The sequence below is a fragment of the Pseudomonas sp. HMSC063H08 genome (assembly GCF_001813645.1).
GTDB lineage: Bacteria > Pseudomonadota > Gammaproteobacteria > Pseudomonadales > Pseudomonadaceae > Pseudomonas > Pseudomonas aeruginosa.
Genome location: NZ_KV813438.1, coordinates 29,469 through 42,607 on the forward strand (window position 1 = coordinate 29,469; position 13,139 = coordinate 42,607).

General features: G+C 68.0%; 15 protein-coding genes and 1 other RNA gene. 9 read left to right on the forward strand and 7 right to left on the reverse strand.

Features of this window, described 5'->3' with window-relative positions:
• Window positions 1-3: 3 nt before the first annotated feature.
• On the reverse strand, window positions 4-462 hold the full coding sequence (locus tag HMPREF2924_RS14415) for an EVE domain-containing protein (RefSeq protein WP_003096326.1): 459 nt from the start codon (window positions 460-462) through the stop codon (window positions 4-6).
• A gap of 184 nt (window positions 463-646) precedes the next feature.
• Between HMPREF2924_RS14415 and HMPREF2924_RS36435 the strand changes: the two genes are divergently transcribed.
• Entirely contained in the window at window positions 647-778 is a 132-nt protein-coding gene (locus HMPREF2924_RS36435) for a hypothetical protein (RefSeq protein ID WP_003096323.1), read from the forward strand.
• 50 nt (window positions 779-828) lie between these two features.
• Here HMPREF2924_RS36435 and HMPREF2924_RS14420 read toward each other — a convergent pair whose 3' ends face one another.
• The 4 genes from HMPREF2924_RS14420 to HMPREF2924_RS14435 all read right to left on the reverse strand — a co-directional run bounded on the left by HMPREF2924_RS14420 (window position 829) and on the right by HMPREF2924_RS14435 (window position 2,182).
• Complete coding sequence (locus HMPREF2924_RS14420; protein ID WP_003096321.1) at window positions 829-1,440, reverse strand: 5-formyltetrahydrofolate cyclo-ligase; 612 nt, start codon at window positions 1,438-1,440, stop codon at window positions 829-831.
• A gap of 9 nt (window positions 1,441-1,449) precedes the next feature.
• Window positions 1,450-1,628: non-coding RNA, 6S RNA (ssrS, locus tag HMPREF2924_RS14425), on the reverse strand.
• 33 nt (window positions 1,629-1,661) lie between these two features.
• Window positions 1,662-1,976 (reverse strand): cell division protein ZapA, encoded by a 315-nt coding sequence (locus HMPREF2924_RS14430; protein ID WP_003096316.1) that lies wholly within the window; start codon window positions 1,974-1,976, stop codon window positions 1,662-1,664.
• Complete coding sequence (locus HMPREF2924_RS14435; RefSeq protein ID WP_003096314.1) at window positions 1,973-2,182, reverse strand: TIGR02449 family protein; 210 nt, start codon at window positions 2,180-2,182, stop codon at window positions 1,973-1,975. The genes HMPREF2924_RS14430 and HMPREF2924_RS14435 overlap by 4 nt, the downstream gene beginning before the upstream one ends.
• A gap of 188 nt (window positions 2,183-2,370) precedes the next feature.
• Between HMPREF2924_RS14435 and HMPREF2924_RS14440 the strand changes: the two genes are divergently transcribed.
• Genes HMPREF2924_RS14440 through HMPREF2924_RS14460 form a run of 5 tightly spaced genes read left to right on the forward strand, consistent with a single transcriptional unit; the run spans window position 2,371 to window position 7,194 of the window.
• Complete coding sequence (locus tag HMPREF2924_RS14440) at window positions 2,371-2,925, forward strand: YecA/YgfB family protein (protein ID WP_003099193.1); 555 nt, start codon at window positions 2,371-2,373, stop codon at window positions 2,923-2,925.
• 9 nt (window positions 2,926-2,934) lie between these two features.
• Window positions 2,935-4,269, forward strand: coding sequence for a Xaa-Pro aminopeptidase (gene pepP, locus HMPREF2924_RS14445; RefSeq protein ID WP_003096308.1), 1,335 nt, complete (start codon window positions 2,935-2,937; stop codon window positions 4,267-4,269).
• Between the two features lie 7 nt (window positions 4,270-4,276).
• Window positions 4,277-5,461, forward strand: a complete 1,185-nt coding sequence (gene ubiH / locus HMPREF2924_RS14450) for a 2-octaprenyl-6-methoxyphenyl hydroxylase (RefSeq protein ID WP_003096305.1) — start codon at window positions 4,277-4,279, stop codon at window positions 5,459-5,461.
• Between the two features lie 4 nt (window positions 5,462-5,465).
• Window positions 5,466-5,948, forward strand: coding sequence for a hotdog fold domain-containing protein (locus tag HMPREF2924_RS14455; RefSeq protein WP_003099189.1), 483 nt, complete (start codon window positions 5,466-5,468; stop codon window positions 5,946-5,948).
• A 28-nt stretch (window positions 5,949-5,976) separates the two neighbouring features.
• Entirely contained in the window at window positions 5,977-7,194 is a 1,218-nt protein-coding gene (locus HMPREF2924_RS14460; protein WP_009314482.1) for a 2-octaprenyl-3-methyl-6-methoxy-1,4-benzoquinol hydroxylase, read from the forward strand.
• Between the two features lie 36 nt (window positions 7,195-7,230).
• On the opposite strand, the gene HMPREF2924_RS14465 is transcribed toward HMPREF2924_RS14460, so the two are convergent.
• Window positions 7,231-8,052, reverse strand: coding sequence for a hypothetical protein (locus HMPREF2924_RS14465; protein WP_003136060.1), 822 nt, complete (start codon window positions 8,050-8,052; stop codon window positions 7,231-7,233).
• 38 nt (window positions 8,053-8,090) lie between these two features.
• The gene (locus tag HMPREF2924_RS14470) at window positions 8,091-9,284 is read right to left on the reverse strand and encodes an MFS transporter (RefSeq protein ID WP_003096293.1); all 1,194 of its coding nucleotides are present in this window, start codon (window positions 9,282-9,284) and stop codon (window positions 8,091-8,093) included.
• Window positions 9,285-9,380: 96 nt separating this feature from the next.
• On the opposite strand from HMPREF2924_RS14470, the gene HMPREF2924_RS14475 reads away from it, so the two are divergent.
• From HMPREF2924_RS14475 to HMPREF2924_RS14485, 3 genes are all read left to right on the forward strand, one after another.
• Window positions 9,381-10,295, forward strand: coding sequence for a LysR family transcriptional regulator (locus HMPREF2924_RS14475; RefSeq protein ID WP_003110664.1), 915 nt, complete (start codon window positions 9,381-9,383; stop codon window positions 10,293-10,295).
• 67 nt (window positions 10,296-10,362) lie between these two features.
• Window positions 10,363-11,361 (forward strand): extracellular solute-binding protein, encoded by a 999-nt coding sequence (locus tag HMPREF2924_RS14480; protein ID WP_003096289.1) that lies wholly within the window; start codon window positions 10,363-10,365, stop codon window positions 11,359-11,361.
• Window positions 11,362-11,428: 67 nt separating this feature from the next.
• Entirely contained in the window at window positions 11,429-13,048 is a 1,620-nt protein-coding gene (locus HMPREF2924_RS14485) for an ABC transporter permease (RefSeq protein WP_003099178.1), read from the forward strand.
• The last annotated feature ends 91 nt before the right edge of the window (window positions 13,049-13,139 follow it).

Consider the following 13,139-nt stretch of genomic DNA (forward strand, 5'->3'; position numbering starts at 1 on the left):
GCTTCAGCGTTTCGCCAGCGGCAGGATCGCCTGCCATTCCTCGGCGCTGACCGGCATCACCGAGAGACGGCTGCCCTTCTGCACCAGGGCGAGGTTGGCCAGGGCGTCCTGCGCCTTCAGCCGGGCCAGTGGAACGACCTCGGCGAAGGCTTCGACGAAGCTGACGTCGCGGGCGCTCCAGGGATTCTTCTCGGCGCTGGCCTTGGGGTCGTGGTAAGGGCTGGCGGGATCCAGGGCCGTGGGATCGGGATAGGCTTCGCCCTCGATGCGGGCGATACCGGCGATGCCGGGCTGCGGGCAACTGGAGTGGTAGAAGAAGAACAGGTCGCCGGGGTTCATGCTGCGGATGAAGTTGCGCGCCTGGTAGTTGCGCACGCCATCCCAGCGGGCGGTTCCGAGGCGCTGCAGGTCGCGGATCGAGAGTTCGTCCGGCTCGGATTTCATCAGCCAGTAGGCAGGCATGAACTTTGCTCCTCTTTCGTAGATGTACGTAGGAAACGTCTGCGCGTGACCACCGGTCGCCGGTGTAATTGCGTATGACTTCAGCTTATCGGAAAATGCCGTTTTTCAGCGGGGCAGGGTGCTCAGGCGATAAGATAATCGCAAGGACCGGCCTCGAAAATTGCCTGGAAGGGGGAGGCAATCGATGAAGCGCAAGCCAGACTTGCTGTGGGTTTTGGTCATCATCTTCGGACTTGGGGTCGTCACCACCGGTTATACCCAGAGCCTCTGGGAACGACAGGCCAGTACGCCCGCCCAGGTGACGCAACAGCCGTAAGACTCGCCGGGTATCGCATGGAACGCGGTACCCAGGGTTCTCCCTCCTTCCTAGCGTTTCCCTGCCACGTACCAGCCCGCATCGGTCACCGTTCCCGCCAGGGGAATGTCCCAGCTGGCCAGCGCCAGTCGATCCACCTTCTGACATTCATGGGCCAGGCCGATCAGCGTCGGTTTGTGACCATTTTTGCGCCTCGCCAGGTAGGCCAGGCTGCGGTCGTAGAAGCCGCCGCCCATGCCCAGGCGCCCGCCCTGTTCGTCGAACCCCACCAGCGGCAGCAGTACCAGGTCCAGCGCCCAGGCCTTGCGCTGGCGGCCGGCGTCGGCCAGCGGTTCGCTGATGCGGAAGCGGTTGCGGGTCCAGCGTTCGCCGCTGCCGACCCGCTGGAACACCATGCGCGTCCGCGGCCAGGGCGCCAGCACCGGCAGGTAGGTGGCCTTGCCGCGCTTCTGCGCCGCACGCAGCAGCGGACGCGGGTCGATCTCGCCGTCGTTGGGCAGGTACAGGGCGATATGGCGGGCACGGCGAAAAAGGGGATGCTGCGCCAGTTGTCGATAGAGGGCGCGGGCGGCGAGGCGTTGCTGCAGGGGGGAGAGCGCGCGGCGCGCCTGGCGGAGCTTGCGGCGCAGGGCCGGGCGGCTGAGGTCTTGCGATTCGATCATGTGGAAAGGTAGCTCCCCGGTCGTGCCGCTGTCGGGTTAGCCCTTGAACCCGAAAGTTCAAGGTGGCGGTTGCAGTAGACCTTAAGGCTTTCCGTCGTGCGGACATGCACACCGGTCCAACTGGCAACCTCCGTTGTTGCAGTTATCGGCTCAGGGACATCACCGACTGGCCAACACACCAGGGAGCGGAGGCCAGTATACCCGAATTGGCCGTGCCCGGGTCAGGCTTCGCCGGCATCGGCCGGATTCGCCAGGGCGCGGTCGACGCGATCGAGCAGTTCGCGCACGCGCTCGCGGGTCGAGCTGCTTTCCTGGTCCAGGCGCTCCTTGCGGTGCAGCAGGTCGTGGGTGATGTTGAGGGCGGCCATCACGGCAACCCGGTCGGCGCCGATGACTTTGCCGCTGGAGCGGATCTCGCGCATCTTGCCGTCCAGGTAACGGGCGGCGCTTTCCAGGTTGGCGCGCTCGTCGTCCGGGCAATTGATGCAGTATTCCTTGTCGAGAATCTGCACGGTGAGGGTATTCGACTGGCTCATGTGTCCTGCTCCAAGGCTTTCAGACGCAAAATCATCGCTTCGACCTTGTGTCTCGCCATTTCGTTCTTTTCGATCAGATGAGCGCGCTCTTCGCGCCAGGACTTTTCGTTCGCCCGCAGCAGCCGGTTCTCCGCCTTGAGCTGTTCCAGCTTCTGGAGCAGCTGGTCGAACTTGGCCGTCAACAATTGCAGATCGGCGTCTTCCATGGGCTCTCGCTTGGGAATTGGGGTGATTGGACAACTATATAGGATCGTCCCCGGTCGGGGCCAATGCCCCGGCCGGGCCGGCGCGCCGGCAACCGGTCGCATGGTCTTGCCGGGGCGGGCGGTGCTAGGATAACCATCTTCATTTCACGTGTAGCGCCCCAATGGCGCCCAGCCGTCAGGGTCCCGAGATGTCCACTCAGAATTCCGCCTACAGCGCCTTTTCCTCCCTTCTCGCCGAGGCGGCCATGCCGGTCTCGCCGGCCGAACTGCACGGCCATCTGCTGGGTCGGGTCTGCGCCGGCGCCGGCTTCGACGAGGCCGCCTGGCAACACGCTGCCGCCGAACTGCTCGGCGGCGCGCCGGGCGAACGACTCAAGGCCGCGTTGTCCGGCCTGCTCGGCATGGTCCGGCAGGACTTTTCCGCCGGCGAGGTCGCCGTCGTCATGCTCCTGCCCGACGACGAAACCCCGCTCGCCCAGCGCACCGAGGCGCTCGGCCAATGGTGCCAGGGTTTCCTCGCCGGCTTCGGCCTCACCGCCCGCGAAGGCAGCCTGACCGGCGAGGCCGAGGAAGTGCTGCAGGACATGGCCGCCATCGCCCAGGTCCAGGGCCAGCTGGAAGACAGCGAGGATGGCGAGACGGACTATATGGAAGTCATGGAATACCTGCGGGTCGCTCCGCTGCTGCTGTTCGCCGAGTGCGGCAAGCCGCTGGAGCCCGCTCCCAAGCCTTCACTGCACTGAGGTTTCTGCATGATCCGTATCCCCAAGTCGGAGTACGCCCGTCGGCGCAAGGCGCTGATGGCGCAGATGGAACCCAACAGCATCGCCATCCTGCCGGCGGCGCCGATGTACATCCGCAATCGCGACGTCGAGCATGTCTACCGCCAGGACAGCGACTTCCAGTACCTCACCGGCTTCCCCGAGCCGGAGGCGGTGATGGCGCTGATTCCCGGCCGTGCCCACGGCGAATACGTGCTTTTCTGCCGCGAGCGAGATCCGGAGCGTGAACTGTGGGACGGCCTGCGCGCCGGCCAGGACGGTGCGATCGGCCAGTACGGCGCCGACGACGCCTTTCCCATCGGCGATATCGACGACATCCTGCCCGGCCTGATCGAAGGCCGCGACCGGGTCTACTACGCCCTTGGCGCCAATCCCGACTTCGACCGCCGGCTGATGGACTGGATCAACGTGATCCGCTCCAAGGCCCGCCAGGGCGCGCAGCCGCCGAACGAGTTCGTTGCCCTCGACCACCTGCTGCACGACCAGCGGCTGTACAAGAGCGCCAACGAAGTGAAGGTCATGCGCTACGCCGCCGAGGTCTCCGCCCGGGCGCACATCCGGGCGATGGAGGTGTGCCGGCCGGGGCTGTTCGAGTACCACCTGGAAGCCGAGCTGGAATACGAGTTCCGCAAGGGCGGGGCGAAGATGCCGGCCTACGGCTCGATCGTCGCCGCCGGACGCAACGCCTGCATCCTGCACTACCGCGAGAACGATGCGGCGATCAAGGACGGCGACCTGATCCTGATCGATGCCGGCTGCGAGATCGACTGCTACGCCAGCGACATCACCCGTACCTTCCCCGCCAATGGCCGCTTCAGCCCCGAGCAGAAGGCGATCTACGAACTGGTGCTGGAAGCCAACATGGCGGCGTTCGACTACATCGCCCCCGGTCGCCACTGGAACGAGGCCCATGAGGCCACCGTACGGGTCATCACCGCCGGGCTGGTGCGCCTGGGCCTGCTGGAGGGCGACGTCGACGAGCTGATCGCCCACGAGGCCTACAAGGCTTTCTACATGCACCGCGCCGGCCACTGGCTGGGGATGGACGTGCACGACGTCGGCGAGTACCGCGTCGGCGGCGAATGGCGGGTGCTCGAACCGGGCATGGCGATGACCGTCGAGCCGGGCATCTACATCGCCCCGGACAATACCTCGGTGGCGAAGAAGTGGCGCGGTATCGGCGTACGCATCGAGGACGACGTGGTGGTCACCCGCAATGGCTGCGAAGTGCTGACCAACGGCGTGCCGAAGACCGTCGCCGAGATCGAGGCGCTGATGGCCGCGGCCAAGAGCGAGGCAGCCTGAGGTGACGATGAGCAAGGTCAACCTGGCGATCATCGGCGGGGGCCTGGTCGGCGCCTCGCTGGCGCTGGCCCTGCAGGCCGGCGCTCGGGAGCGCGGCTGGTCGATCGTGCTGATCGAACCCTTCGCCCCCGGCAATGCCTACCAGCCCAGCTACGACGCCCGCTCTTCGGCGCTGTCTTACGGCAGCCGGCAGATCTACGAGCGTCTCGGCCTGTGGCCGGCGATCGCCGAGCGCGCCGAGCCGATCCTGCATATCCATGTTTCCGACCGCGGCCGCTTCGGCGCCACCCGCCTGACCGCCATCGAGGAAGGCGTGCCGGCGCTGGGCTACGTGGTGGAGAACGCCTGGCTCGGCCAGTGCCTGTGGAAGGCGCTCGACCCCGAGGTGGTGCGCTGGCACTGCCCGGCCGAAGTGAAGACCCTGGAAGCCCGGGAGGGCGGTTACCGGCTTACCCTCGACGACGAGACGCAACTCGATTGCGAGCTGGCGATCCTCGCCGATGGCGGTCGTTCCGGGCTGCGCGAACAACTCGGCATCGCCGTGGAGCAGACGCCGTACCGGCAGACTGCGCTGATCGCCAACGTATCGCCCTCCGAGGCGCACCTCGGGCAGGCCTTCGAGCGCTTCACCCCCAGCGGTCCGATGGCCCTGCTGCCGTTGCCGGAGAACCGTTGCGCGCTGATCTGGACCCGCCCAGGCAAGGACGCCGAACGTCTGCGTGGCCTCGATGACGCAGCCTTCCTCGGCGAGCTGCAGGCTGCCTTCGGCTACCGCCTCGGCGCCTTCCGCCAGGTCGGCGCACGGCACTGCTACCCCTTGCACCTGGTCGAGGCCCGCGAGCAGGTGCGTCCGCACCTGGTGGTGCTGGGCAACGCTGCGCACAGTCTGCACCCCATCGCCGGCCAGGGCTTCAACCTGTCGTTGCGCGACACCCTGGCGCTGGTCGACGCCCTGCTCCACGACGACGCGCCGCTGGGCGAGTTCGCCGTGCTGCAGCGCTACCTCGATGGGCAGCGCCTGGACCAGCAGATGACCGTCGGCTTCTCCGACCGGGTGACCCGGCTGTTCTCCAACGACCGCGCGCTGCTCGGCGCCGGGCGCAACCTCGGCCTGCTCGGGCTCGACCTGCTGCCGCCGGCCAAGCGCTGGTTCGCCCGCCAGGCCATGGGCCTCGGCGCGCGGCCGCTGTAGCGCCATGCCGGTCTGGTCGAGGGCGCGCAAGGCCCGCCTGCTGCGCTTCGCCATGAACCTCTACCCGCCCTTCCTGGGGGCGGGCATCCGTGTGCGGCACATCGCCGGCGATTTCCGCGAGGTTCGGGTGCGCATGGGCCTGAACCGGCTCAATCGCAACTATGTAGGCACCCAGTTTGGTGGCAGCCTCTACGCGATGACCGACCCGTTCTTCATGCTGATGCTGATGGAGAACCTGGGCCGCGACTACGTGGTCTGGGACAAGGCGGCCAACATCGAGTTCGTCAGCCCGGGCAAGGGCCCGGTGCATGCGCATTTCAGCATCGACCAGAAGCTGCTCGACGAGGTCCGTGAGCGGACCGCCGGCGGCGAGAAGTACCTGCCCCGGCTGCACGCCGAAGTGCGCGACGACGCCGGCACCCTGGTGGCGCGGGTTCAGAAAACCCTGTACGTGCGGCTCAAGCCGCGCCTGCGGAACGCGGCCTGAAGAGGGCCCACGAGTGGAGAACGAGGATATGCACGCGGATCTGGTCATCGTCGGCGCCGGCATGGTCGGTAGCGCCCTGGCCCTGGCCCTGGAGGGCAGCGGCCTGGAGGTGCTGCTGGTGGACGGCGGCTCGCTCGACGTGGCGCCGTTCAAGCCGGAGGCGCCCTACGAGCCGCGGGTCAGTGCGCTGTCCGAAGCCAGCCGGCGGATTCTCCAGCGCCTGCACGCCTGGGACGGCATCGTCGCGCGCCGCGCCGAGCCCTATCGCGAGATGCAGGTGTGGGATGGCTCCGGCACCGGGCGGATCGGCTTCAGCGCCGCCAGCGTGCACGCCGAGGTGCTCGGCCATATCGTCGAGAACCGGGTGGTGCAGGACGCCCTGCTGGAACGCCTGCACGATTCCACCACCGGCCTGCTGGCCAACGCGCGCCTGGAACAGATGCGCCACTCCGGTGACGACTGGCTGCTGACCCTGGCCGACGGCCGTCAGCTGCGCGCGCCGCTGGTGGTCGCCGCCGACGGCGCCAACTCGGCGGTACGCCGCCTGGCCGGCTGCGCCACCCGCGAATGGGATTACCTGCACCACGCCATCGTCACCAGCGTGCGCTGCGAGAACGCGCACCGCGCAACCGCCTGGCAGCGCTTCACCGACGACGGCCCGCTGGCCTTCCTGCCCCTGCCGGACCGCGGCGACGAACACTGGTGCTCGATCGTCTGGTCGACCACCCCGGAACAGGCAGAACGGCTGATGGCGCTGGACGAGGATGGCTTCCGCGCCGCCCTCGGCGAAGCTTTCGAACAGCGCCTGGGCGCCATCCTGCATGCCGACCGGCGCCTGTGCATCCCGCTGCGCCAGCGGCACGCCAAGCGTTACGTCGAGCCGGGCCTGGCGCTGGTCGGCGACGCTGCGCACACCATCCACCCGCTGGCCGGACAGGGCGTGAACCTGGGTTTCCTCGATGCGGCGGTGCTGTCCGAGGTCCTGTTGCACGCCCTGGAGCGCGGCGAACGGCTTGCCGACGAACGCGTGCTGAGTCGCTTCGAGCGGCGGCGGATGCCGCACAACCTGGGCATGATGACGGCAATGGAAGGCTTCGAACGCCTGTTCCAGGCCGACCGGTTGCCGCTGCGCTGGCTGCGCAACGCCGGCCTGCGCCTGGTCGACGGCCATCACGAGGCCAAGGCGCTGTTCGTCCGCCAGGCGCTTGGCCTCAGCGGCGACCTGCCGGCGCTGGCACGAGTCTGAGCGGGGCGGCTCCCCTGACGGGAGGGCCGCCAGTCCTCAGAACATCGCCGCGCAGTCACGCATGACCTGCGCCTTGTTGCGCAGGTAGAGCCCGAACAGGTTGCGCGCGGCTTCTTCGTTCACCTCGATTTCCATCGCCTCGACGAAGGCGTTCACCGCCGCCGTGGCGTGGGCGAAGTGATTGCTCTCGGTGCCGCCGGTGTGCACCGTTACCCAGGCCACGGTGGCGCGGGCGCGTTCGGCGGGTACGCCCATGTCGCGGCTGAACCATTCCTTGTACAGCGGGTGGATGTACTCCACCTCGCCGTGGGTATAGACCTCGTGTACCAGCGTGGTCAGCAGTCCCTGCATCAGGTCGCGCTCGCGCAGGCGCTGGCGGTCGGTCCAGTCCTTGAACGCCTGCGCCGAAGGCAGGCAGTTCTCGCGCAGCAGCCAGCGGTCGTCGCCGCAAAGGGTGGTGGCCATGGTGTAGAAAAGATCGGCATGCACGGTGTTGCCGAGGGCGCCGAGGTCTTCGTCGGTGATCCGTTGCAGGCTGCCGCAGGCTCGATAGAGCTGGTCTGCCGCTGCCGAACCCTGTTCCGAACGGGCCAGCAGGGTCAGGCGATTGGCCAGCCCGGAAACGCTGGCCGCCGAGTTGTTGGTCTTCGACCAGCTGGCGAAGAACTTGCGCAGCGGCTCGACCGCCTGGCGCCGGGCGGTGACCCGGGCGAAGGCGTCCTCGATGTCCAGCAACGACGCCGTCTCGTCCCAGAAGGCCCGGAACAGCGCATGGCGCAGGGGTCCGGCGGGCATGTCGTTGAGGACTGGCTCGATGACGCCGAGCAGCTTGCTGTGGGGGGTGATGACATGGTTCATGGCTAACCTCCTGTCGGTTCTTGTTGTTCTTGCGATGGTTACGGTCTTCCTTGCGACGCGCGCAGGGCCGCGCGTTCGGCCTGTGGTGCGGACCAGCCGTAGCGGGTCAGCAGCAACGGCAGCAACTGGGCCAGGAGGATCAGGCCCAGGCAGCCCGGCCAGCCCCAGCGGTCCCAGAATGGCGCCGGCAGCACCGCGCCGAGGCTGCCGCCGGCGTAGTAGCAGGCCAGGTAGAGGCCGACGGCGCCGGCCTTGTCGGTCCCGGCGTTGCTGGCGGTGAAAGCGTTGACCGTGGACTGTGCGAGGAACACGCCGGTGGCGCTGAGAGCCAGGCCGACGAGAATCGTCGGCAGGCCCGGCGCCAGGGTCAGCAGCGAGCCGCAGACGCCCAGCAGCGATGCGCCCAGCAGCAACTGGCGGTGCGGGCGGGCGCGGGCCAGGCGGCCGCTGGCGGGAATCACCAGCAGGGCGAGGAGGAACACCGCGTAGATCGAGCCGAGCTGAGCGGTGTCCAGGCTGTACGGCGGACGGCTGAGATGGATGCCGATATAGGTGAACATGGCGACCTGGGAAAAGAGGACACAGAACCCCACCGCGTAGGACGACAGCAGCGGAGCCCGGAACAGTTCACGGGATACTAAGGGGCGTTTCCCGGGTGCGGGCGAGTGCCTGCCAGAATTGGCAGGGAGCAGCGCGCGGATGGCGACGGCGATGAGCAGGGTCAGCCCGGCGAGGATCCGGAAGGCGACGCGCCAATCCCACTCCTCGGTCAGCAGGCCGGTGAGGAAGCGTCCGGCGAAGCCGCCGAGGATGGTCCCGGCGACATAGAGGCTGGTCAGCTCGATGACCGCGCCGCCGCTCCAGCGCTCGCCGATGTAGGCCACGCTGCTGGCGAACAGCAGGGGAATCAGCATCCCCTCGGCGAAGCGCCAGAGCAGGAAGGCGGCGAAGCTGCCGGCATGGGCGGCCAGCAGCATGGGCACGCAGAGCAGGCTGGCGGCGAAGGCGATCACCCGGCTGCGCTCGCGGCCGCCGCTGAGCCGGCCGACGAAGGGCGCGGCGAGGGCCACCGCCAGGGTGGTGGCGGTGATGCTCCAGTTCGATTGATGGGCGCTGATGTGGAAGCTCGCCGCCAGTTCGTCGAAGATGCCCTGGGTGGTATAGAGATTGAGGAACGCAGCGCAACCGCAGAGAAACAGCGCGAGGCGGGGGAAACCCTGGGACGAATTCATGGAACGCTCTGTCTGGACGAGAAACCCCCTGTTATAGGGGCGCTCCCGACGGGCTGGCCAATACCGATTCAGGACCGATCGATACCGAGGAACCGCATGCTCGACCTACGCCGCCTGCGCTGCTTCGCAGCCGTTGCCGAAACCCTGCATTTCGGCCGCGCCGCCCAGCGCCTGCACATGGCGCAGCCGCCCTTGACCCGGCAGATATCCGCGCTGGAGGAAGAGCTGGGCTTTCGCCTGTTCGACCGCTCCAGCCGGGCGGTGACCCTCACCGCCGAGGGCAGCCTGTTCCTGCCTTACGCACGCGGCCTGCTGGACCAACTGGAGCGCACCGCCGGCTTCGCCCGCAAGTTGGCGCAGGGGTTGGCCGGCCACCTGACCCTCGGCTACGCCAGCTCCATCGCCCTGTCGGACCTGTTCACCGAGGCGATCCGACTGTTCCGCGAGCGCCATCCGGAGGTGCAACTGGAGCTGCTCGAAGGCGCTTCGGCGGCGCAATGGGCGCAGATCGCCGAAGGCGGCATCGATGTGGGGCTGGGGCGCCTGCCGCCGCCGGAAGGCCAGGTCGGCATCGAGGTGCTGGCCCTGGGCGGCGAGCCGCTGGTGGTGGCCGTGCCCAACGGCGATCCGCTGGCGCGGCAAGAGCGGATCGACCTGTACGATCTGCGTGATCGGCCGCTGATCCTGTTTCCGCTGGACTACGGCTCCGGCCTCAACGAACTGATCGAGCGCCTCTACCGGAAGGCCGGGCTGGCGCTGACGAGGGGACCGGCCGGACGCCAGATCACCTCGATCATCGCCCTGGTCGCGGCCGGCCAGGGCGTTGCCCTGGTGCCGCGTTGCAGCACCGCGCTGGCCCGGGCCGGAGTCGTCTATCGCCCGTTGGCCGAGCCCGAGGCGCTGGCCGATTTCCTCGTCTTCACCCGCCGGCATGGCCGCAGCGCCGCGGTGGAGGCGTTTCTCGCCATCCTCGGCGGCCTGGACGCAGGCGAAACACCCCGACACATTTAGTCGCGCGGGTTCGCAAGCGAGATTTCTTATCATTCGTGCCTACGTTCCGCTGACGAGGCTGTTCTTCATGCAGGCAAGCAAAGCTCTACTCGCCGCCCTGGCCCTGGGCATCACCGGCCTGGCCCAGGCCGCCGACGAAGTGGTGGTGTATTCCTCGCGCATCGACGAGCTGATCAAGCCGGTGTTCGATGCCTACACCAGCAAGACCGGTGTGAAGGTCAAGTTCATCACCGACAAGGAAGCGCCGCTGATGGCGCGGATCAAGGCCGAAGGCGCGAACACCCCGGCCGACCTGCTGCTCACCGTGGACGCCGGCAACCTCTGGCAGGCCGAGCAGATGGGCCTGCTGCAACCGTTCAAGTCGGCCACCATCGAACGGAACATTCCCTCGCAGTATCGTTCCAGCACCGATAGCTGGACCGGCCTGTCGCTGCGCGCGCGGACCATCGTCTACTCCACCGAGCGGGTCAAGCCGGAAGAGCTGAGCACCTACGAAGCCCTGGCCGACAAGCAATGGGAAGGCCGCCTGTGCCTGCGCACGGCGAAGAAGGTCTACAACCAGTCGCTGACCGGGACCCTGATCGAGACCCACGGGGCGCAGAAGACCGAGGAAATCCTCCAGGGCTGGGTGAACAACCTGGCCACCGACGTATTCGCCGACGACAACGCGGTGATCCAGGCGGTGGACGCCGGCCAGTGCGACGTCGGCATCGTCAATACCTACTACTACGGACGCCTGCACAAGCAGAACCCGAACCTGCGGGTCAAGCTGTTCTGGCCGAACCAGGCCGACCGCGGCGTCCACGTCAACCTGTCGGGCATCGGCCTGACTCGCCACGCGCCGCATCCCGAGGCAGCCAAGGCGCTGGTGGAATGGATGACCGGGCCCGACGCCCAGGCGCTGTTCGCCGGGATCAACCAGGAATTCCCGGCCAACCCGCAGGTCGCGCCGTCAGCCGAAGTCGCCAGCTGGGGCAGCTTCAAGGCCGACAGCATCCCGGTGGAAGTCGCCGGCAAGCGCCAGGCCGAGGCGATTCGCCTGATGGACCGCGCCGGCTGGAACTGACCGCCGGTTATACTCGGCGCCCCGGCTCGTCCGAGCGGGGCGTCGTTCGTTCCGCACCGAGGATTTCGTGGCCCATCCCGCTCCCCGCCGCTGGTACCCCATCACCTTCACCGTTGCCGCGCTGGTGCTGCTGCCGCTCAGCGTGCTGCTGCTGAGCTGGCTGGAGATCGACCGGGAAATCTGGAGCCACCTGTGGGATACCCAGTTGCCGCGCCTGCTCGGCAACACCCTGACCCTGGTGCTCGGCGTCGGCATCGGCGTGACTCTGCTCGGGGTCAGCCTGGCCTGGCTCACCAGCCTCTGCGAATTCCCCGGGCGGCGCTGGCTGGACTGGGCGCTGATGTTGCCGTTCGCGATCCCGGCCTACGTCCTGGCGTTCGTCTTCGTCGGCCTGCTGGATTTCGCCGGACCGGTGCAGAGCCTGCTGCGCGAGTGGTTCGGCAGCGGCCTGCGGTTGCCGCGCGTACGCTCCACCGGCGGGGTGATCCTGGTCCTGGTGCTGGTGTTCTATCCCTATGTCTACCTGCTCGCGCGCAGCGCCTTCATCGCCCAGGGCAAGGGCCTGATGGAAGCCGCGCGGGTCCTCGGCCTGTCGCCCTGGCAGGCGTTCCTGCGGGTCGCCCTGCCGATGGCGCGGCCGGCGATCGGCGCCGGCCTGGCGCTGGCGGTGATGGAAACCCTGGCCGACTTCGGCGCGGTATCGGTGTTCAACTTCGATACCTTCACCACCGCTATCTACAAGACCTGGTACGGCTTCTACAGCCTCTCCAGCGCCGCCCAGCTGGCCAGCCTGTTGTTGCTCGGGGTATGCCTGGTGCTGCTCGGCGAGCGCCACACGCGAGGCCGGGCCAAGGCCGCCAGCGAGCGTCCGCGCGGCGCGCCGCTGTACCGCCTGCGCGGCGCCAGGGCGCTGGCGGCGAGCGCCTGGTGCGGGCTGGTGTTCCTCTGCGCCTTCGTGATTCCCGTGGCGCAACTGGTTGTCTGGTTCTGGCGCCAGGGCCGTTTCGACCTCGACGAGCGCTACTGGGACCTGATCGGCCATACTCTGACGCTGGGCGGCATCGCCGCACTGGCGACGGTCGCCGTGGCCCTGCTGCTGGCCTTCGCCGTGCGCCTGGCGCCGACCCGCGCTATCCGCGGCGCGGTGGGCCTGGGCAACCTCGGTTATGCGCTGCCGGGCTCGGTCCTGGCGGTTTCGATCATGCTGGCCTTCAGTTGGCTGGACAATCACTGGGTGATCCCGCTTTCCAGCGCCCTCGGCGGCGCCGGCAAGCCGCTGCTGCTGGGCAGTCTGTTCGCCCTGCTGCTGGCCTACCTGATCCGTTTCATGGCGGTGGCCTACGGGCCGCTGGAAAGCGGGCTGGCGCGGATCCGCCCGTCGCTGCCGGAAGCCTCGCGCAGCCTCGGCGTGGGCGGCCCGCTGCTGTTCCTGCGGGTCTACCTGCCGCTGTTGCTGCCGGCCTCGCTGAGCGCCGCGCTGCTGGTCTTCGTCGACGTGCTCAAGGAGATGCCGGCGACCCTGCTGATGCGTCCCTTCGGTTGGGACACCCTGGCCGTACGGATCTTCGAGATGACCAGCGAGGGCGAATGGGCGCGCGCCTCGCTGCCGGCCCTGACCCTGGTGCTGGTCGGCCTGCTACCGGTGGTCGGGTTGATTCGTCGTTCTGCCCATCATTCCGATCGCTGAGCCTAGTATCCATGCAGGCCGTAGGGTCTATGCACAGATCGCGGCACGCTTCCATGGTGTCCTGCTCCGGGGCTTGCGGCTACAATGCGCG